At 54.9% G+C, this 21,086-nt stretch carries 20 protein-coding genes; 13 read left to right on the top strand and 7 right to left on the bottom strand.

Annotation, left to right across the window (positions count from 1 at the left end):
- The first annotated feature begins 9 nt into the window (after positions 1-9).
- Positions 10-495: a hypothetical protein gene (locus ABDZ89_RS07775; protein WP_343778017.1), complete on the top strand. Its 486-nt coding sequence runs from the start codon at positions 10-12 to the stop codon at positions 493-495.
- Here ABDZ89_RS07775 and ABDZ89_RS07780 read toward each other — a convergent pair.
- The 4 genes from ABDZ89_RS07780 to ABDZ89_RS07795 are packed head-to-tail and all read right to left on the bottom strand — an operon-like array spanning position 466 to position 7,191.
- A complete protein-coding gene (locus ABDZ89_RS07780; RefSeq protein ID WP_338756452.1) occupies positions 466-855 on the bottom strand; it encodes a DUF8076 family protein in 390 nt (129 codons plus the stop codon). The two genes, ABDZ89_RS07775 and ABDZ89_RS07780, sit on opposite strands and share 30 nt — an antisense overlap.
- Before the next feature lie 12 nt (positions 856-867).
- Positions 868-3,441 (bottom strand): DUF1156 domain-containing protein, encoded by a 2,574-nt coding sequence (locus ABDZ89_RS07785; protein ID WP_343778018.1) that lies wholly within the window; start codon positions 3,439-3,441, stop codon positions 868-870.
- Between the two features lie 2 nt (positions 3,442-3,443).
- Positions 3,444-4,376: a hypothetical protein gene (locus ABDZ89_RS07790; RefSeq protein ID WP_343778019.1), complete on the bottom strand. Its 933-nt coding sequence runs from the start codon at positions 4,374-4,376 to the stop codon at positions 3,444-3,446.
- Positions 4,363-7,191, bottom strand: coding sequence for a DUF499 family protein (locus tag ABDZ89_RS07795; protein WP_343778020.1), 2,829 nt, complete (start codon positions 7,189-7,191; stop codon positions 4,363-4,365). The genes ABDZ89_RS07790 and ABDZ89_RS07795 overlap by 14 nt, the downstream gene beginning before the upstream one ends.
- 332 nt (positions 7,192-7,523) lie before the next feature.
- Between ABDZ89_RS07795 and ABDZ89_RS07800 the strand changes: the two genes are divergently transcribed.
- The gene (locus tag ABDZ89_RS07800) at positions 7,524-8,345 is read left to right on the top strand and encodes a recombinase family protein (RefSeq protein ID WP_343778021.1); all 822 of its coding nucleotides are present in this window, start codon (positions 7,524-7,526) and stop codon (positions 8,343-8,345) included.
- 78 nt (positions 8,346-8,423) lie between these two features.
- On the opposite strand, the gene ABDZ89_RS07805 is transcribed toward ABDZ89_RS07800, so the two are convergent.
- Positions 8,424-8,738 carry a hypothetical protein gene (locus ABDZ89_RS07805; RefSeq protein WP_343778023.1) on the bottom strand — a complete coding sequence of 105 codons (315 nt, stop codon included), beginning with the start codon at positions 8,736-8,738 and terminating at the stop codon, positions 8,424-8,426.
- Between the two features lie 738 nt (positions 8,739-9,476).
- On the opposite strand from ABDZ89_RS07805, the gene ABDZ89_RS07810 reads away from it, so the two are divergent.
- The 7 genes from ABDZ89_RS07810 (at position 9,477) to ABDZ89_RS07840 (ending at position 14,506) form a co-directional block, all read left to right on the top strand.
- On the top strand, positions 9,477-9,893 hold the full coding sequence (locus ABDZ89_RS07810) for a hypothetical protein (protein WP_343778024.1): 417 nt from the start codon (positions 9,477-9,479) through the stop codon (positions 9,891-9,893).
- A 205-nt stretch (positions 9,894-10,098) separates the two neighbouring features.
- Positions 10,099-10,473 (top strand): GIY-YIG nuclease family protein, encoded by a 375-nt coding sequence (locus tag ABDZ89_RS07815; RefSeq protein WP_343778025.1) that lies wholly within the window; start codon positions 10,099-10,101, stop codon positions 10,471-10,473.
- 41 nt (positions 10,474-10,514) lie between these two features.
- The gene (locus tag ABDZ89_RS07820; protein WP_343778027.1) at positions 10,515-11,393 is read left to right on the top strand and encodes a GNAT family N-acetyltransferase; all 879 of its coding nucleotides are present in this window, start codon (positions 10,515-10,517) and stop codon (positions 11,391-11,393) included.
- Positions 11,394-11,592: 199 nt separating this feature from the next.
- The gene (locus tag ABDZ89_RS07825; RefSeq protein ID WP_271955471.1) at positions 11,593-11,874 is read left to right on the top strand and encodes a helix-turn-helix transcriptional regulator; all 282 of its coding nucleotides are present in this window, start codon (positions 11,593-11,595) and stop codon (positions 11,872-11,874) included.
- Positions 11,875-12,138: 264 nt separating this feature from the next.
- The gene (locus ABDZ89_RS07830) at positions 12,139-13,407 is read left to right on the top strand and encodes an RNA-guided endonuclease InsQ/TnpB family protein (RefSeq protein ID WP_343778029.1); all 1,269 of its coding nucleotides are present in this window, start codon (positions 12,139-12,141) and stop codon (positions 13,405-13,407) included.
- A 339-nt stretch (positions 13,408-13,746) separates the two neighbouring features.
- On the top strand, positions 13,747-14,043 hold the full coding sequence (locus tag ABDZ89_RS07835; RefSeq protein WP_343778032.1) for a toxin-antitoxin system TumE family protein: 297 nt from the start codon (positions 13,747-13,749) through the stop codon (positions 14,041-14,043).
- Positions 14,044-14,110: 67 nt separating this feature from the next.
- Positions 14,111-14,506, top strand: a complete 396-nt coding sequence (locus ABDZ89_RS07840; protein ID WP_343778034.1) for an HVO_A0114 family putative DNA-binding protein — start codon at positions 14,111-14,113, stop codon at positions 14,504-14,506.
- Positions 14,507-14,844: 338 nt separating this feature from the next.
- On the opposite strand, the gene ABDZ89_RS07845 is transcribed toward ABDZ89_RS07840, so the two are convergent.
- Positions 14,845-15,114 carry a helix-turn-helix domain-containing protein gene (locus ABDZ89_RS07845; RefSeq protein WP_343778035.1) on the bottom strand — a complete coding sequence of 90 codons (270 nt, stop codon included), beginning with the start codon at positions 15,112-15,114 and terminating at the stop codon, positions 14,845-14,847.
- A 404-nt stretch (positions 15,115-15,518) separates the two neighbouring features.
- Here ABDZ89_RS07845 and ABDZ89_RS07850 point away from each other — a divergent pair, with 404 nt between their 5' ends.
- The 4 genes from ABDZ89_RS07850 (at position 15,519) to rdfA (ending at position 20,580) form a co-directional block, all read left to right on the top strand.
- Entirely contained in the window at positions 15,519-15,818 is a 300-nt protein-coding gene (locus ABDZ89_RS07850; protein ID WP_343778036.1) for a helix-turn-helix transcriptional regulator, read from the top strand.
- Between the two features lie 222 nt (positions 15,819-16,040).
- Positions 16,041-16,541 carry a DUF8112 family protein gene (locus ABDZ89_RS07855; protein ID WP_343778037.1) on the top strand — a complete coding sequence of 167 codons (501 nt, stop codon included), beginning with the start codon at positions 16,041-16,043 and terminating at the stop codon, positions 16,539-16,541.
- Between the two features lie 340 nt (positions 16,542-16,881).
- Entirely contained in the window at positions 16,882-19,821 is a 2,940-nt protein-coding gene (locus tag ABDZ89_RS07860) for a plasmid replication protein RepH (protein WP_343778038.1), read from the top strand.
- A 162-nt stretch (positions 19,822-19,983) separates the two neighbouring features.
- Entirely contained in the window at positions 19,984-20,580 is a 597-nt protein-coding gene (gene rdfA, locus ABDZ89_RS07865) for a rod-determining factor RdfA (protein ID WP_343778040.1), read from the top strand.
- A gap of 176 nt (positions 20,581-20,756) precedes the next feature.
- Here the strand turns inward: rdfA and ABDZ89_RS07870 are convergent, their stop codons facing one another.
- Positions 20,757-21,086 carry a type II toxin-antitoxin system PemK/MazF family toxin gene (locus tag ABDZ89_RS07870; RefSeq protein WP_343778042.1) on the bottom strand — a complete coding sequence of 110 codons (330 nt, stop codon included), beginning with the start codon at positions 21,084-21,086 and terminating at the stop codon, positions 20,757-20,759.

Here is a 21,086-nt window from a genome sequence, read left to right on the forward strand (position 1 = left end):
GAGGTTCGAGTGGATAATTCTGTATACTCCTCGGCTAAAGAGTTCTTAGGTTCAATTGATACGGCGATGAAGGGGCTTCACCGGGTCGTGACAACTGAGATTCACTACGTAATTCACGGGATTGTGTCAACTGGGCTTCGAGCTCCAGAGGAGTTCGTGACGTATCTCACGTCCATGGCGACGCAGACGCTCGCGTTACTCTGGGAGTTCACTGACCTGGGAGTTAGAGAGATTCGTGGGAAAGCCGAGGAGATCGTCACTGAGTATCGGGCCTTTGTCAGAGAGTCGTATGAGGTCGTGACTGCTGATGTAGATGTTGATGCGGTCAATAAGAATGTCGTCGCACAATTCAGAGGAGAAATCGATCTCTTCAGATTGGTATCTCCGAATACAGATTTGATACTATGTGTCGAGAGACTTCGCTCCGAAGTCCTCTGCCGATATATGGACAATCATCTGAAGACACTACTTTCGTGCTACAGCATGAGTCGGTGACAACCGTTTCGGCTCCTCAACAAATAATTCCCCAACGTCGAGATACACAGCGTCTCCCCGATACTCCACACGAATCCGAAAGTATGCATCCTCAACTAACCGTCCATCAATAACAAACTGAACAGCATCCATCGAATCTAATGACCGCGACTGCCGCAACACACCCCGCAACTCCGCCAACACCTCATCACGTTCATCCGCTATCGTATCGACCAACAACCGATCAAGATGAGTGACCGTAACTGGCGCATCAACCTCTTTATCCTGCTTTAGTGCCCGGAAAAACTCGAATACCGTCAACTCCGACCCTGTCTCAGCAACCGGCTCTGTCACCACATTAAATCCAGGTTGTATTGACATTCATTTCACCTCTTAGAACTGTCCCAGGTTCAATTCCATCACCTTCTCGAACCGGTCATCACCAGTTACGTCGGCCATGAAATCAGCGAGATCTTCCAAGTCCTCGGTTTTCCACTCCTTCAGGTACTCTGACGTACTCTGATCAGTGACGAACAAATGATGTAGGTAATGTATCTTATCAATATCTAATAAGTTATCTGCTTCACCAGGACTCATCCCATTCAATTTCTGCTCAATGAAATTCACTCTCTCCTCTGCACTCACCGGGCGCTTCTCATCACGCCCGCCCGCAATCAACTCTTCATCCTCCAGGTCGGAGACGTTCAGGTTTTTCGCCATCAAGTGCTTATTCAGGTCGTCGTGCTCCTCGGCCCCACGCTTTACAAACGCAGCGTAGGATTCTGAAATAGTATCGATACTCGCTGGCAGATTCGCCGACCCCTCCAATATCTGCTCAATAACATCGTCAACCGTCTCCAGAGCGTCATTTACACCAACCCGCTCACCGTCAGAGTACACCTCTGGATAGTGCTTCGAGTAATAAAACATACACTTCCCACGAAGAATCACACCAAGATCCGCTGTCGAGAGCTCCTGATGACGTTCACGCTCCTCCTCAATCATATCCTGTAACTCGAAGAATAGATCCTGACGAAGCTGATCCAACGTTGTCTCCTCTGACACACTCTCTTTGTTCGCGAAAATCACAATATCGTACTCCGCATTTTCAAGCGAGGAAATCGTCATACTACTCGGCATTTCCGACTGCACAGGATAGGCACCCGTGATTGTGAACCCACTCTCAACGAGTGCCTGTAAGATCACACCCCACGCTTCATTCTCATTGTGGTGATAGGTGAACATCAGCTCACCATCGTCCTTCAACACCCGGTGGGACTCCTTAAACACATTCGTGAGACTCTCGATAAAGAAGTCCTCATCCTTCCCGGTTCGGGAGTTCGCAACAATCTCCCGAGCACTTGGAACATGCTCAGGCTCAAATTCCTCGTACTCATCCCCGAGAACATGGTGAAGCCATGAGTAAAAGTACCCAGAGAGTTCGCTGTACTGAACGTTATCGTAGTACGGCGGATCAGTAATGACGAAATCGACACTCTCGTCATCAAGGTCGAGACGCTCAGATGTTTTGCACTTCAAGGCTTTCCGCCGCGACTCCTTCACCGACTCATCTTGAATGAAGTACTTATTGACATCCCCATCCTCTTTCAGCTTCTCAAATGGACGGTTACAATAGTCCTTAGCTTCCACAACGTTGTCGAGGAAGTTCTCGACCGCGACAATATTCCCATCCGTATTCAACGGATTGCCCTCCACAGGCTGTGCTCGCGGGATGTACGACTGCCTCGGGAACACACTACTTCCCTTGTTGTTGGTGTAGTCCCATCGAATCAGCAAACTCCCACGCTTCAACGCATTCGAAATCCCGGTAATCAGGAACTCACCGAGGTTCTCATCGTCGAACTTCTGCGCCTCCCGAAACAGCGTTCCGTACGTCAGTAAGTGACGGTCAGAAAATACCTCATGATACTGTTCATAATTTCGTGCCGTTAGACGCGACGTCTTATCTCCACTCGGTATTTTCTGCGTGGGAATCGGGAGTTCATCGAACCGTTCTTCAAGCAACTCTCTCGCTCTCTCCGCCTTCCGTTCGTCCTCCTCGTCGAAACTCTTGATGCGTCGGTCTCCCCCCGGAGCCGAATACTGAAGCGCATAGTACTCAAACTCCGGTTTCGCATCTAAACGGTCAAGCGTCTCCTTGATATCGTGCTTGTGACCGTTACTGCACGTATATTTCGCGCGAGTCGTATTCCCATCCGACGGATCAAATACTGTCCCGCAACACGGGCAGTCGAGCTCATCCGGGATCTCCTGGTCTAACTCGATAATTCGGTCGTCACACTCCCGGTTCGGACAGCAAACAAACGCCGAATGCGTCTTCCCCTTCCGAACCAGCGTTCGACTCTTCATCAACTGAACTTCCTCGTCACACGTCAGACACGGCAACACCTGCGTTTGGAACGCGTACAGTATCTCGCACTTCTGCCCCGTTTTCGGGTCGGTAGTGGTGTATAATTCACCAATATCCTCACGAACACTACTCAACAACGCATCTCTCGCCTGCTTGAGTGAATCAACATCAACCTGGTCGATGTTCTTCTTGTTAATCCACCACGCGACAGGATTCAGCTCGTACCCAACTGTCTGTGCACCCAACCGATTCAACTCGAACAACGTCGTTCCGCCACCAGCAAACGGATCTAAAATTGTCTTCCCACTAACATCCTCCTTCAACGACTCAAGATACTTCCCCTCATACTTCGTCTCCATTGTATTCATACGAAGGATATCATCTTTCGTCGTATTGCTATCCGTCAACGCTGCAAGACCCAGAATACGGAATGTCGAACCAGGCCGTCGAGCCCACCACTTATGCATCGAATAGATCGGTCGATACACGTCAACGCGATACTTTTCACTCTCCGCGAGATTATCCATCAACCCAAGCGGTAATTTATCCCACGTTTCTAGTTCCAAATCTTCCTCGTCGTGTTGTGTCTCACTCATCGTTAAGCAGTCTCCGTGTTAATCCGCAAAACCGGAGTCATGCACTCAGGCAAACTCAACCCACCGTGCATAATACGCTTTGTACCGCCTCGCTGCGTCCAACTGTAATGCCCTGCCACCATATAATGGTCATTCGCTCGCTTGATCACACCTGCCTCTTCTAACTGCTGATACACGTACCCATTCGCAACCTCTCTCGACCGCCCACTGAACTTCCCCGACAACCCTTCCTCAAGGTCATCGCGCAGCGAATACGGATTATTCCCGAGATGATTAATGTATCCGTGATCACTCGACACCAAGAACTCTGAGTGAACGCTCTCCGTAATAATCTCCTCCAGTAACGCCTTCACATCCGCGTAAATATCCGAAACATTCTCCGTCGAGTAATTACCCTTCATTGCCGACTCCAACCGCTTATCAGGGTATCGAGTCCACACATACTCCGGGGATGTCCCCGGTAGCTGCGGGACATTCATATCCCCAACAAACCGGAAATCATCTCTGTTCACCGCTGACGGAGCATGACTATCGAACCACGCTTGCGTGATGAAATTTGTCTCACTGGGCAACCGCTCAACCGGCGCCCAATCCAGTTCAACCTCCCAGTCCGTCTCCTCTTGGAACTCACGCTCCAACTGGAACCCTTCCCGCAAACTCAACGCATCCATAATCACGACCGACCCCGACTCAGCCGACGCCACCGGATGCCCGCCCATCTGACCAATAAGATCGTCATAAAGCGGTGAATAGAGCTTCTCGAGCTCTCGCTCCAACTGCCGAGCCCGGTACTCTGAACTCGACAACTGACGAGCCTCCAACGCTTTCGGATCACTCCAAATCCGACGCAAACACTTGAACGCACCATCGAATACGTTCTCCCGAGACATCACCTCACTCACTTCATCCGCCGTGAACACATCACGACTCGCCATCTTTCACCACCTTGAGCGACAACTCAACTGATGCATTCTCCGGCACAACCAAATCCATCAAGAAATTCGTTAAATCCGTTTTCCGCATCGGCTCATCCGGCTCTACACTAAATGTCTCATCAATCTCGACCGAATCAGCATACTCCTCACTCAGCCCGAACTGACCCACGTCATCTCCACCTAACGACCCAGTCACCACAAGGTCAACCGAATGAATCGACCAGTCCAACTTGATCTCACGGTCAACCCGGTCAATCAAGTCCGGAATTGTACGCTCCGCCATCGTTCCCATCGGCGGATGCGGACGAACGTTCGGGCCACTATCCTCACCACCTTCCGTTTCATCGCCCAGCTGGGTCAACAAGTCTTCCGTAGACGCTCCCTCAACCGTTACGCTCCCATCTTCAACCTCACTAGCCGAAACCTCGAACCCACAATTATCACATTCAGAGCCCGACAACTCCTCACCACACTGCGGGCACTCAAATACCGACACCTCCCGCGAAACACTACCCGAGCTGCCCGATTCATCTTCCTCTACTGCTGAGGTCGAACCCGACTCAGACGCCGACTGGCTAGTAACACCCGAACTGACACTCTTCGTTTTCGTGCCGACCGCCGTAATCGTCCTCGGCTCCTCACCCTCTTCTTCTTCGATGAACGACTCGTGCACCAATTCGGTATCACTCCCGATCGTCCGCGGAGTCTCCTCGAAGTAAGACCCAACCTGAATCTCCCCATCACGACACAACGACTTGATGGCATCCTGAAGATCTCCCTCCTCAGTAAGCGTCGTGTACGACATCGTGCGGTAGAAATCATTCCGAAGGTACTGATACTGAATCCCACTCTCGCCTGCATTTTCAACCGCCTCAGACACCTCATTACGCAGCTGACTACTATCAGGACGAACCACCTCAAGCGTTGCAGAATAGAAGTCCGCATTACCACTCACCGACAGATCCTGCGGGAACAACCCACGGTCTGTCGAGGTGTGCACCGTTCCGAACTTGTCGCGCACACGGTCACGCAAATTCTGGAAGTTCTGCTCGTGAATATCGTCAAAATCAGCAGGAAGTGTTGATTCCTCTCGTTTCAATTGCTCACCCGACACGACCTTCCGAGCAAGCTCGATAATTCCCGTGTTCGAGTCGATACTTGACCGCTTCTCCGGCGTCACCAACACCAACGTGTTATTCCATTCTCGCTCAGCCTCCGTCGTGAGCATCTTGAAATCATCATCGTAATTCCGCTTTGCAGCAAGCGAAACAACGATTTTCAGGTTCTTATTATCTGGAATGTCACGCTCGGTGTTCACTGGGTCAAGAATAAAGACGCTGTTGTGACCGTCGAACAGGTCGTCTTTCACCAGCGACTCAATCCGATGAATCGCGTCGTGTTTGTGGATATCCTCGGCCTTCTTATTGATCCGAGCAGTCGGATTCTCATCCGTATCAAAGGCATACTCCCCGTTAAGTCGATGAATATGCCACGCCGTTCCATAGACTTTCTCTTGGAACGTTTGAATGATCTCGTGGGCATTCATCTCTTTCCGCATCGACCCCATCAACATCTGGCGCTTGTTTGCTCCAGATTCACCACCACGAGCCAGACTGTACAACAGGGTGATGTTCAACAGTTCCTCAACATGGTCATCGAACGAGTCGTCAGCATTCTGAACCCGATAGTAGTCGTTCGTGTATTTCCCAACAAGCTCACTGTCAATATATTGAAATCGGTTCACATAGCTGTGAACGTTAACGTCTCCAGTCAGAACCAAATTCACCGACTCAAAGTTATCCTTCAGTATCTCCGTGAGGAACTTCAGTAGTCCGCGAGCGTCAGAGGAAATACGCTGCTCGGAGTATTTGTCCATCAGCAACGTCAACATCGCCGGATGGAACGGGTAGAAATCATCGATGCGCTGCTGCATATCGTGATAGTCGTCCAGCTGAATCTGGTCGTTCTGCCGGTAGACATCCGTGTATTCTCGCGCCAGATCACTGATTCCCTCCGCATCGAGGCGCTCCCCAACAAGACGGTGCAGAATAAACTCGATTTTCTCATCTCGCCGTGAACTCAAGTCGTACGTGAACGGATTCGTGCGTTGCGTAATCGCCTGCACGTCATCACTCTCGTACAACAACGACACGAACACACACAGCTGTGTGTCGTCCCGACCAGCCGCTTCAAGGAGATTTTGTAGAAATGCGAGGTTGTCGTCCTTGTACTCCGACCGATTCGCCATCCCAAACCATCGCTCAAACTCATCAATCAACACTACAGTCGGCTTCCCGTCAAGCGTATCTCGAATATCGTGAACTGTCGGCAGATCCGAATCGTCTGCCCACTCATCCACTCCGAGGTAGTCCCCTACTGCTTCAGATAATCTGTCATACTCTTGTTCAAGATTGAACATCTGAAGCGCAGCCGTCCTCGTTTCGTCTGGGAGCGTAACATCAATACCGCAACTATTGAGCCATTTCTGCCCCAGTTTGGGAGAATTCAAGAGATGGTAGACAACAAGCTCAATGTGACTTTTCCCGCTCCCGAACTCCCCACCAATCACGTGCGTTCCTTCGGTGAGGTCAGATGATGAATCGAGTTTGTTTACCGCATTCTGGATGATAGCCTTCAGCGTTTCAGTTGGATACGTGATGTCGAGAATCCGCTCAGCGTCCTGCTCAGGCGAATCCCGCTCATCATAGAGGTTATACAAACTAACTTCGTCTAGAAGCCCATCAGCACTAATTGACCCATCCTCTGCCTGGATCTCATCACTCGGCTCGACGAAATCACTGATTGTTTTCGTCATAGGGAATCACCGGACGAGAGTATCATTGAGTCACCTTGACTCAGGGATTGATAGTCTCCTCCATAAACCTATCTTCCCAGATATTAATCCTGGTCTTGGTGCTTCTAGAGAGCGAGAGAGCTAAGACCGATGTGCTCGGCGATACAGGCTCCGGCGAGCTCGACCCGGCCCGCTCGACCCTACCATCGCGTTCACTGCCATCGAACATTTTAGCGCACTCAATACCGACACCATCGACGCATTCGCATGAATTCTCGATACGCAAACGTAGTGCTATACACGGAACCGCAGTAACCCCCACTTGTTTAAAATAACAGCACGTCCTCGAAAACGTGAGCGAAAACGGACCCTCAGACGCAGCAATCTACGCCCGAGTTTCGACATCGGATCAGGATGTCTCTCGGCAACTCGATGAAGCCCACGAACATCTGGAGCGTCTCGGTGTCAAAGACATCGAAGAGTATCCCGAAATCGTCTCGGGTGCTGCCGACACCGACACCCGCGAGGTGTACAACCAGCTCCTCGACGACGTCGAGACGGGACGGTTCGATCTCGTGGTCGTTCACGAAATCAGTCGGCTCTCTCGCCTCGGCCCGACTGAGATTCACGAATTCATCCAGCACTGCTTGGAACACGACACCGGCGTCGAAGCCCTCGACGTCGGCCTGAAGATCCACGTCGACGACGGTGAGCTCCAGCAGACGATATACAGCATGGTCGCTCGATTGATGGGCGACCTCGCCCAGATAGAACACCAACAAAAGCTCCAGCGGATACGGTCTGGTGTCCGCGCTGCACAGTCTGCCGGAAAGTGGACTGGAAGACCGCCTGCGGGGTTCGTTGTCGAGGATGGCTATCTCCGCGTTGATCCGGCCGAGTTCCTACACGTCCGCGAGGCCCTGGCCCGTGTCGATTGCGGTGAGTCGTTCGCGACTGTTGCCGGCGACACCGGCATCGCCGAGTCGACGCTCCGGAGTCTCCACCAAGATCGGCGCGACCTCTACCTCGGCGGCGAAGCTGAAGACGACCGCGTCGACGAGGCACTCACCGACGTCCGTCCGCTACAGGATGCGCGTGCCGAGGATCCCAACCTCGAAGAGCTGCGCAAACGCGTCGAGCGATTAGAGGAGGCTACGGACATCAACAACCGCTAGCGCTTCTACCCCCTCAATCTCCGACACACAAGCGATCGTAGACCTGCCTGACGGCAGGCTCAACGGTTTATTTTTCTATCATACCGAGATATCTACTTCTCTACTTTCCCACTTCTCTTCTACTTCATTTACTGACTTCTCGTTGTCAACCACGTCGGCTAAGTCGCGGAGGTACTCCACGATATCATCGTTGTCTACATCCCATCGCTGGTCAGATATCGATTTGAGACTCGTCGCTAGCTCACGGGCTTCATCAGCCGTGTAAGCTGCGTCAGTCTCACCAATGTCAACGATGACAGCAAACTCGTTGTCGGTGATGCTGAGGTTCAACGACGATACATCGCCGTCAATAATGCTGCTCGATACCCCGTCTTGAAGATCTGACTCATACATTATGTAGTCGATCTTGTCGGTCCCATTTAAAATCGGGAGCACCGTCAGGGTCGGAGCGGTCAACTTTCGACCGGGGGCATGGTACTCCTTTGACCCGAGCTATTCTACTGATAGAGATCTTTCGGCTACCTAATATATTCTGCTCAACGACCCGTGTCAGACACGTTTCCCAACAGATTATTATTCAGGACCAGAAGGGGTGTCCTGGATTCTTCCCCCAAGACACCGAACCGGCCGATTATCGGCCGATAAGGGTGGTTTACGGAAATGTTGTGGCAGGGCGACAGAACGGTTCGCTTGCCGCCGGCGGCTCAGCCGCGCGTGTACTGTATCACCCACATGATGAATACCACGAGCGCGGCGAAGACTGTGTGCGGTCCAAACATACCGATGAACGCGTCGATGAGCATGTTCATGCTCCAATCGCAGAGACGCCTGCGAGTTCCATATAAACCCACGCGCCGGTTACCGACGTCGAGCGCGTCAGAGGTCCGGGATCTCATGGCCGATGTAGTCAAGCCCGATAGCGAGGCCGATGAGAACTCTCGGCGTGGCGTGTACCTCACCTACTACCGGGTCGAAATGGAACGCGCCGGTTGTACCCCACACGACGCCAGCGAAGATAGTCCACGCACCGATGTGGAGGTTTGGCTGCTAACCAGTTATAAACGTCTGCTCCTGTGAACACTTACACCGCGGTCTGGCTACTCTTTTTATCAATAGTCATTAGATAGTCATATGCCGATTGAAACAAGCTCAGATGCTTGGCAGAGCGCGACTGAACCGCCAACTGCGGAAGAAATTGTGACGGATTTCCTGCGAAACAACCCCCATAAGGCATTCACGCTACGGGAACTCGCTAATAAAACCGATATGGCGGACTGGGACAGCGCATTAGAACGTTTTGAGGATAAGGAGAAGATGGATTCAGAGGATTTCTATGATAGGTACCCAATTGATGAAGACCATCCAACAGTCATCTCGGAATCGGGTACAACGAACGATTTCTATCTGAAAATCAGGCATTTGAGTCAGGTGGGAATTATCGATGTTCGTGAGGTAGATGCCACAGAGATAGAGACACCGTTTGAGGTTTACAGTAATCCTGAGGATCCCGGGACAGTCTTGGCGATCGCGTATACTGCTGATAGTTAGGTACTATGTGGCGGTAAATGTGATTTGAATTATGTTCGGACCCGGCAAGCCTAAGCCTCGGTTTCAGACCGACCAAGAGCTTGCTCAGCGTGTCCGTAACGTAGTTCCTGACCGAATTAATAGTGCCCTCGAAGAGCAATCTGATCGGGACTGTCCCACTCAATGCCTGTGTCACGACGTCGATCAGAGAAGGACTGCTGAACTGGTGAAGGAGTTCTCAAATGGTTTGGTCGATAAGACTGAGGCAGTGTATGTTCTCGAGTGCCAATGGAAAACTGTTTCTCAGAGAGTAGCCCGCGAAGAACTCCGTCTACAGAATGACGTGTCGTGGGTCGGCGAGGCTCAGAAAAACCAGCGGTTGGTCTATGTCGGCGTCTCAACGGATGTTCCGAGCCGTCTCTTGAAACACTCTCTTGGTAGGGGAGCTGGCGCGAATTTCACGCAGATGTTTCCTCCGACCAGGCTACTCTCAATTCAGTGGTTCAAACACGAGTCAGACGCGTACCGAGCTGAAGAACTAACCGCAGATATCCTCAGAGAAGAGACGCACAGTGGAGTCTACATCTCTCAGCCGGGATAGTCGACCGGGCGGAGTCCGATCCAAAATACGAGATATAAACCATGGTAACTGATAGTCCGGAGAAGTCGTTGGTTCAGATACTAATCGACCGCTCCGATACTGGCTTTGATGGGTTCCCAGTAGACCAGAGTGTCGTAGACCACCATCGCGAGAGTACTACTCACGATGTCTACGAAGATGAGTATGGACAGTATTTTGCTCACCCTCACGACTTCATCTCCACGAGAGCAGTAAACGGAAACCCAGCTGGGATTCTTGTTGGAGACGTCGACGGGCGGAATTGTATGGATCACCCGCATTCGGATCTGCCACATCCGATTGGGCTGTTCGTGAGGGAAGAGTATCGCTCACAGGGGATAGCAACGGAGTTGATTCATGGATATATGGACTTCGTTGAGTCGAACAGGTGCGTCATCGACTGCGATACGGCGCTTGTTTCACTCTACGAACGGTTCGAATACGATATGATCTACCTCCAAAGCTATAAACGTGGGATGGACCCGACCACGGTCCCGTGGCCGCCTGAATCAAGACAAGTCGACGTCGACGCCTCCAACTCACCGAAACACGATATTCCATTCGCCAAGCAGGATAAATTGGGATCTGTTCCTGAGAAGCGCTTAGAGTCAGGTGTACAGATTCGGATTCGGCAGGATCAAAGCGTGGCTCAACAGTGTGCTATCGACATCCAGATGCCGTACAGAGACGAGGGAGGTAGTGGATATACTTCTTATGTGCTTACGGCTGAAGCGATCTCGAAGATAGATGACGTAGTAAGCGGTTACACGAGTCAATCGATAGGGAGTGGTGATTTTAGCTCTATTGGGTGGTTGATGCCGGATGACGCGAGAACAATAGCAGATGAGATTTATCCAATTCTAGCTGACGGGTCCAACCTAGAACTCGATGATCGGCTGTGAGCGTTGCTCTGATTAGTCGGCGTGCTCGGCTGAACACTGCCCGCGCCGATAACTGACCTGTGTACCGCGATTTTGCCGATCTAGTGGCACAGAATGGCTAAATATAGTGTTGCGTATGTCTGGGAATCGTGTTCGGAGCCCTCTATAATATCAGATTACAACCAATAGTGTTTCAAAACTCGAATGAGCAAATTGCGACATGTACGATCTCACTGGCTTTCAGCGCGATCTGCTGTACGTAGTTGCCGGACTTGATGACCCCCACGGACTCGCGATCAAAGACGAGCTCGAGGACTACTATGAAAAAGAAATCCATCATGGTCGGCTCTATCCCAACCTCGACACGCTCGTTGAGAAGGGACTCATCGAAAAAAGTCAGCGGGACCGACGGACCAACGAGTACAGCACTACTCGCCGGGGTACTAGAGAGATCGAAGCTCGGACTGAATGGGAAGCCGGGTATATTGACCACGACAGGTGAGCGAACCGCTGTGTTCGAGGACTGTTTGACTCTAGTATTTCGCGCTCTTCTCGCGAGAGATCCACTTAGCATCACTAGGCATCGTAGAAAGAGTGTTTTAGATTAATATTATGGAAGTTACAAGGCTAAAACCCCGCCCTTCAGGGCGGGGATACAGCCGACAATCCCTCCAGTAACTACGTTCGATGGCACTTCCGGATATTCCACGTCTCAGTCGTTACTTTTAATATTAAATTTTTCATAAGTCCTTAAGAACACAGTCCGATGCTGGAGACAACCCGCACCTATCTAGCAAAAATCGTCAACCACCAACAGGTGAGTGACGACCTCGATGACTGCGGGCACTCAGCATCCAAACTGTGGAACGTCGCCCGCTACCACATCCAACAAGAATGGGATGACACGGGAGAGATTCCGTCCGAAGCTGACCTCAAGCGCGAATTAAAAGACCACGAACGATACAGTGACCTCCATTCTCAGTCAAGTCAGCGCGTTCTTGAAGAACTCGCTGAGTCGTTCAACGGTTGGTTCAAAAAACGCAAGAACGGTGATACAGACGCGAATCCTCCCGGTTATCGGAAGCGAGGCGACAACCATCCACGCTCCACCGTGACGTGGAAGCAGAACGGCATCAAACACGATTCCAAGCACAACCAACTCCGTCTGAGCAAAGGGTTCAACCTGAAGAACCACCGTTCTGACTTCATCCTCGCAGCGTACAAGACTCGACCGGACGTGACTGTGGAGAACATCCAGCAGGTTCGAGCCGTGTGGAACGGCGACCGCTGGGAACTTCACCTCGTCTGTAAAGTCGAAATTCCCGTCGGGGACGCACCCGGCGACAACACGGCTGGAATCGACCTCGGTATCAGCAACTACCTCGCCATCGCCTACGACGACGGTGACGCCGAGTTGTATCCGGGGAACGTCTTGAAGCAGGACAAGCACTACTTCACCCGCGACGAGTACGACACGGAGGGCGATAACGGGCCATCGAAGCGTGCGCTCCGTGCCCGACAGAGACTCTCGCGTCGGAAAGACCACTTCTTACACGCCCTCGCCAAACACATCGTTGAGCAGTGTATCGACCACGAAGTCGGTCGCATCGCCATCGGTGACTTGAGCAGGATTCGTGAGGACAAAAACGGTGACTCGCGGAACTGGGGGAAGCGCGGGAACAAGAAACTCCACGGATGGGAGTTCGACCGCTTCACCACGTTGCTCGAATACAAGGCTGAGGAACACGGTATTCTCGTTGACCGCACGAGCGAGCGAGACACGAGCAAGACGTGTTCGTGTTGTGGTCGGAAGCGTGATGCGAATCGCGTGGAGCGTGGGTTGTACGTCTGTGAGTCGTGCGGAGCGACGATGAACGCAGACGTGAATGGCGCAGTGAACATTCACAGAAAGATAACTCAGAGTCCTCCCACTGAGGATATGAGTAACGGTCGTTTGGCACGGCCAGTAGCCTACCTGTTCAACCAAACCTCGGGGCGTTTCGCACCGAGCGAACAGGTGGGTTGCGAATCTTAATATCCCAACGCTCGGGAATCCTCGCCCTTCAGGGCGGGGAGGATGTCAAAGTTAAGGTTAAGATTAACTCATATCGTTCCAATTGCCGAGCTATACTTGGAATCTGTTCGAGAAGGGCATCAGCCGGGCAGTAGCTCAGACAGGCAACGGACAGTTTTCTAGGTCTCGTCGATGACGACTCCGACGACGAGTAGTACGGCACTAGCCACATCTGAGTATAGCCTCACCGCTGACAGAGCGATCGCTCGATGTTGCCGTCATGGATACTATCTGTTGCTTTGCTATTGTTAGGGTTTTCCCTAACACTTATCGGAACAGGGTGCGTCTACACGTGTGTGGATGAGCGATGATGTCACCGTACTTGAAGACGAGATTGAAGCCTACGCCGACGGCACCGTTGCGCGGGTACGCGTGCTTTCAGTCCCGACCTCAGACCGGTTCGAGGACGGGATCAAGTACGCCTACCACTACGGCGAAGCCGGCGCAGATGATCCGATCATCCGGTTCGACAACCACCACGGCGTCCACGAACTCCACCTCGGCGGTGAGACCTTCGAGATCGACTACCCCGGCCTTGCGGAGATCTTCCGCGCCTGGCGGGCGGCGCTCCCAGAAGAGAAGCGCAACGACTGGTAGCCCGTTCAAGTACGTGACCGACGTACAGACCCGCGACTAATTCCGACCCACAACCCCACACTCACCCATGACCCAGACACTCCACGTTCAGATCAAGTCCGCCGACCGTAGCGACCTCGAAGAGCGCCTCGAAGCGATCGACGCCGGCAAAGATGTCGACCCCAGCGAGCCGACGCTGTCAATCGAGAATCTCGAAACATTCGGGCGCGTCTTCCGCTCAACCAATCTTGAGCTCTTGGAGGCGATCGTCGAACACGAGCCAGAGAGCATCCGCGAGCTCGCTCGCCTCGTTGATCGGAACCCACCAGAGGTCCTCGACAATGTAAACGAGCTGGCTGACTACGGCCTCGTCGAACTCGAGGAAAATGGCCGAGCAAAGCGCCCAGTTGTGTGGTACGACGAGATCGACGCGGACCTCCCGCTCACGACTAAGTCCGGACAGGGCCCGAAGGCGAACGCCTGACCCAACGAGGGCACACAATGGGCGACGACGTCGATCCCGAGGATCCGCGCCCCAATGGTCACTAACACATGGAGCGTATCAGCGACGAAGACTAACTCTCTGATTGACCAGCTGAAGGCAACCGAACTGCCCGATGTCGACTACGTGGTTGAGGCCTCGGCGATCGTGAGAAGAGATCCAAGCAGAGTTCGAGAGAACACGGAGCCGGGTGCGAACGAACTGCTGTCGGAAGTGGAGGTTGTGAGCGAGTTCTCACCACGACGACGGCCCCTCACGGTCGAGGTACTCAAGGGTGCGCGATTGTCCTCGCTGACCATCCAGTTCGCAGATTTTTCATTTCACACCTGTGCGCTCTTGTCTCCGTTCGAGGATTGGTCGTTGAGCTGTTCAGCGTTGAGTTCTCCATCTAGGTAGCGTTCACCCTCGGTGGTGATCGAGTAGACTCCGTTACCAAGCTCCGTCACAAGCCCGTGGTCCTTCATCCGGTTCAGGCGCTTGGAAACTCCTGACTTACCGATATGAATATACTGGTGATCGGAAAGGGGTGTAGGGGACGTAGGCCCTTCATCACGGATAATCTCAAGAATTCGGTCATCCCAGATGGTCATCCAGTCAGCGCTCTTCCTCATAGACACAAGGTTTCCTTGAGGAAACTTCGTTCCACGCAAAAGCAACGATCGGAAACTTAGGTGCCAAATAGAAACGTCGTTAACTTTAAGACACGCTGTTTCTTACCGTGGACTACGGGGCCCGAGTGACGAACCCTCGGCTCGCGATGAAATGTAGGAATCCCGGTCGCGGTGCTACAACACCCGGCCGGGTCGGGTTCTGTGCTGCGACACAGAACCATGCTGACAATAGCAACTATGGGGCTTAAGCCCTACGCGACGACCGGAGATGTAGCACTCCAGAAATCGACAAGCGGTTGTATAATCCAGGTCCCCACACTTGAACACGGTAATTCAGGTCGTATTAGTGTAAGAGACTTCAAAGGGAATCCTGGAGGAGCCGCATGAGCGCGACGACCGACGTCGATGTCGTCGCCGGGCTCACCGCCTTCCAACGAGACCTCCTGCGTGCGCTCGCGAAGACTGACGAGCAGAGTGGGCTCTCACTGAAAACGGATCTCAGAACCTACTACGGCGAGGAGATCAACCACAGCCGCCTGTACCAGAACCTCGACGAACTCGTCGCACACGGACTCATCAATAAACGCCGACGCGACGGACGCACCAACAGCTACAGCCTTACTGCGGCGGCAACTACCGCGCTCGAAGAACGCGACGCATGGGTGAGGGGTGAGACAGCGTGAATCGCACCCAGCCACCGTATCTCCGCTTTGACGCCCGCGAGACCCTCACCGGCGACCTCGACGAGATCACCGTTCAACAAGCGGTCGAGGTTCACGCATGATGAAGAAGCTCTGGCGGTGCCGCCAGTGCGACCGGCTCGTCAACCGATTTGTGAACGGGTGGGTCTGCCCGCAGTGTGGGTGGTACTGTGGCCAATCGATCGCCAGCGTGAATCGGGGGCCATGAGGCGGGACAGTCAGCAGCCCGCCGACGCACCCGTAGGTCCCCTCACGGACGAGACCATCGTAAGCCTCGATCAGCTGTCGCTTGCGTCCACGTCGGGGGCGTGTCAACACTGCGGGCGCACGTTCACCGAGGGCGACGACGTCGTCGCATACGTCCACAAGCCGGCCGAAAAGCGCACCCACGAGGTCGGCCACTGCGTGTGCGCACATACCGAACACCGCCAGCAGGAGGTGTTCACGCTCGGCGTCCACGAACTCCTCGTCGCCGGGCGTATCGGGATGGCCTCAGACGCCGCGACCCAATCCACGTGGCCGATTCTCGTCGAGCCAGTCCCGCTAGGCATGAGCGTACCAGCGACGACGACGATCCGCTGGCTCCCGCCCGAGACACCCCTCGCCGAACGGGTCACGCCGACAGCGACTCAACGGCAGCGACGGCGCGAGGCGCGGGCGCAGGTGACGGTCAGTAACCCAGCGGCAACGGAGGGTGATGACTAATGCGGTCACCACCCCGCACTGAGCTCCCTCAACACGGGAGGACTGGCTGCCACCAAACGCGTCAGTCCAAACAGCCAACGGTAGATCCGGACGCCATCCACGCGACGATCGTACACCTTCGTCGGGCGCTCACCGCGAGCACCACTAGTGACGCGGCCGGCGTGAGGGCCGCCCTCCTACGAGCCACGCGGACTATCGACGAGACACGCCATCCAGATATCGCGGCCGCAATCCGGACTGCCCGCGGTGTCGATCCAGTCTCGCGAACGGTCCGCCAGTACATCCGGCAACTCCTCCGGCGGCTTGTCGCGGTGGTCAACTGCTGGGAGCCAACAAAGTAATGCCGGCTCCCAATCAGGCCCAGAGCGGGCGCTTCCAGCCCGCCGGCCAGGGCCACGAGCGTGGCGTCCATCTTGTGGGCCCAACCACACAGAATGACGCCGCCGGGATCCACTGTGGAAGCGTCTCGCCCCGGCTGACCGAGTGGATACCCGAACTCCTCGACCAGCTTCGTGAGGCGACCACAGAAAGAGTCCGAACCCAGACACCCCACACCAACCCGTGGCGGGCGAGTACGTCACTCCTCGATACCACCCTTCCGGAGTGGAATTCTCTCGAGAACACGTGGGACGATGCGACCGCCGAGGCCGTCGCGTACACGCAGGCGATTACCGAGTTGGCGCTCGTCGACGGCGACACCGTGTCGTCATATCACACGCAACGCCGTGACGAGTTGCGTGACACAGTTCATACAGTCGGCACCGGCCGCGGCGCGGTCAACGCCGGGCTTGGCGCACTCGCAAAGGGCCCAGTCGCGCTCCACCGCGAATTCGACGCTACTCCCCGAGCGATCACCCTCGCACTCGATGGGGCGGCGTGGACCGATCTCACCGACCGCCGAACTGGCGTCCGCGCGCTCGCAGCCATCGCGGTGCTCGCAGCCGGGTTCGACGTTCGAGTTGTCGTCTCTCCCGCGCTCCAGCGGCACCTCACCAGACGGTACCCACAGTGGTGTGAAATCCACCTCGATCTTACGCAGAGCCGGGATGGGTCCCACCCTCATCCCCACCGCGTTCAGTCCCACGAGCCGACCACCGACGAGCGCCACCCCGCCTGGCAAGCGCTCGATGGGCTCGAACGCACACCGGGGAAACGACGCCTCCTCACCAATCTCGACGCCACCACCGGGCGAACCTACCAGGATCTCGAAAACGACGACGCGATCGACATTGAGGCAGGGACGGTCAGCCGGTACATCCTTGATCTCGAGACGCGTGGGCTCGTCGACGTCGACCGTCGAGGCACCCACCACAGCGTCACACTCTCTGAACGCGGTCAAACGGCCGTGGCTGGGTATCTCGACGCCGCCGACGACCTCGTCCATCCCGAACAACGCCGACTGACTGACGATCTTACTGCGACCACTCACGATGTCACAAGTACAGTGTCGCCCCGCCGGGGGGACCCCACAGGTGACACCCCACCCTCACTCGAGGAGTGGCTGGCGGCGACGGGTGACCCCGACGCCGACGGGGAGTTCGTCCAGTGGCTCAGGGGGCCCGACACCGTCGATGAAACCCACCTACACGACCGGTTCACAATCCCCGCCCAGGACGATAGCGTCACGCTCGTCGATGACACCCCAACCCCGTTCGATGACGGCCGGGTTGGGTATCTGAGCCACATCTCCGGCGAGGCGCAGGTCGTCCTCCAGTGGGGTGGGCCCTTAGCAACCCTGGGACGTCTCGCGGCTGTCTTACTCAGCGATAAGGCGCTCTCGAAGATCCTGACGCCGTCGCGATTTGGCCGCGCATTCGAAGCAATCCACCGCGGTGATCTCGAACAAGACGCCCCACGAGTGCTGTGTCGTGGCCACCAAGTTGGCTGGTACAGCGAAGACGAACACACCTACGAGGCGTGGCGTGAGCGCATTACGACCGTCCGCGATACGCTCCTCGCTCGTGTCGCCAAACACACGAACAGTACCAATACCGCCGCCCGCAGCGAACTCTTCGAAGATCTCCACGGGCTGGTCGCCTCGGCTACCCACCTGTATCACGCAATCGATGTTGATCTCACGACCACGATCAGACTCCCGGACACCGAGGCGCTCACCAGAAACTCGACGCAACGCCGGCAGCTCTGCACGTTCCTCGCGAAGACGGTGCCCAAACAATCGGTGTATGGCGTTCACTCGGGCTACCGCATGTTGTTCGAAGACCGCCCGCCCAAACTGCGGCGGCGGCTCCCATACGACGTCGGGCCCGACGCGACGATGGATCTGACGATGTCGTGGGTGCTTGCGGGTCCGACAATCACCGACCTCCGCGATTCGATCCAAGAGGCGCTCACGTCAGAGCTCACCGCGGTGCGAGAGGCGATCGCGGAGGGCACCGAAACCGTACCCACACTCTCGATTCCGGTCGTCGACGGGACGACCTACCCCGCCATCCGGCGGGTGATCGACGAGATTGTGATGACCCACGACGCCCAGTGGACATCCCGCGAGCGACAGCGGCTCGTGCGGCTCTGTCTACGCTCGTTCGGCCCGGCGGACACCACGCGACGTGCGTGTCCGTACGACGTCGTGGTGAGCCTGCTACGCGCGCTGAACGAGTCCCAATCACCGACGGTGGCTGCGGTTGAACGGGCGGCGGCGACGCTCTCTGGAGAGCGATTCCGCCCAGATCTCGTGCCAACGGCGACGGCGTTGTATGCGACCCTGCTTCGAGCCGACGAGCCGCTTGGTCGCTCAGAGTTACTCGAGCGGGCTGGCATTGCGGCCAGCAGCTATGACCGCCGGATTGGTGCTGTCCAAGCGCTCACACGCGTCCAGGCCGTCCAGGTGGATGGCCACCGACGCTGGGTCACCACCGACGAGCCCGGTCACGCCTCACCGCAGCCGTCGCCGTACCCCGGTCACCCCCATTCCTGGCTCCCGCTGTTGACGCATCGCTCACGAACACATTCAGTCGGTTTCGCCCCCACCCTGTGGGTTCCACTTCGAGTCGGCTGGCGACACCCACATCGAATCCTCACGCGGGATCAACAGGCCCCGACTGTCACTTGCTTTGACACCGCCCTTCCGGTGAACCAGTGGCGACTGCGCTGGGAGGACTACACCGCAACCACTGACGCACAAACTCACCACAGCCATCGACCGGCCGCACTGCTTGAAACCACTACCCATGAACCACGCATGACACCACAATACTACGCACCGACCGCATCGCTTCTCGACCACCGACGTCCCCTCTCACCGCGGGGTACGTCACAGTGAGGCGCCCAGCAACCGATCGTACAACCGACGCCATCCGCGAGCGCCCGCTCACCAAAGAGGAGACACAAATCTGCGTCGCCCTTTGTGAAGAGGGCCGTTCAGAACTCACACCCAGCGTCGAACAGCGGAATAAGCGCCTGTGTCTCGCCGTGTCCAATAACGATGAGTAACGCCACAAGTACACGACTGAAGGTGGTTAGAGTAATCGACAAATACGACCTCAACGGCATTGGCGACCAAATGGTTGCGGAGTGGACAAAGCCCGAGAGTACCCGACGCTCTTGTCGTGAACTCGCGGAATTCTTCAACATCCGTGTGCTCGATGCAGCACTCCGCGAAGCGGGTATCATCTGGGATAGATCACTTGTGGAGGAGTGTGCCGCGATCATCAAAGACAAGGAGAAACCGCTGACAGGATTTGATCTCGATAGTAGGGGAGTAGACACCGACGAAGTCGGCGGAGACATGGTGTCGTATCAATCAATACACACGTATCTGACAGAGTATCGTGATACTGAGTATGAGCGTGAGATCGATGATATCCACTCGCGAGTTGCGAGTTTACAACAGATCGAGACAAAGACAGAGACGATTGCTACTAGGATTATCTCACAATCTGTATCCCACAACCAAGTACACGGAACAGAGCCTGAAATAGAGGTCACGACGGAATGTATTTGTAAAACATGCGGGACCAACACCGAGATGTCGGTGTATCTGCGAAACGGCGGCTGTCCTGCCTGTAGCCGGTCGCGTTAATTTCGCTCATTCTTCTTTGTCAATTTTATTGAAATACTCAGTGAGTGGTGGTTTCTCGGAGAATTACTGAATTCAACGCGGGGGGTGTCAAGGTGATGACGGCCCTGTGTCCCCTCCCTACTCGAACCCTCCGGTCGCTCCTTGAGGAAGGGGACTTAGCGCCTACAAACTGTTAATCACAGTACCCGGGTCAGTTCGTGTATACCGTCTGTAACTATAGTCATGGTTGAGTCGTCGACCTCCGCCACACGCTTGGTGATCTCTTGGTGGGGAAAGACATGCAGCGACCACGGACTCACGTAACTCGGATACGTCTTCAGTTCGCCTTCGGTGAGCGAATCTGCCGTCAGTTTAACTGCTGTCTCCCGCTCGGTCGACGTGATGACCGCAACCGTATACCGATCGCCGAAGAACGGTCGGTTTCGATTCGAGACGACGAGATACGGTCGGACCCCGCTTTTGAACGTTGCTGGCGCGAGGGTGACACTACTTTGTGCGTAGGCCAT

The organism is Halorubrum ejinorense (assembly GCF_039522565.1).
Taxonomy (GTDB): Archaea; Halobacteriota; Halobacteria; order Halobacteriales; family Haloferacaceae; genus Halorubrum; species Halorubrum ejinorense.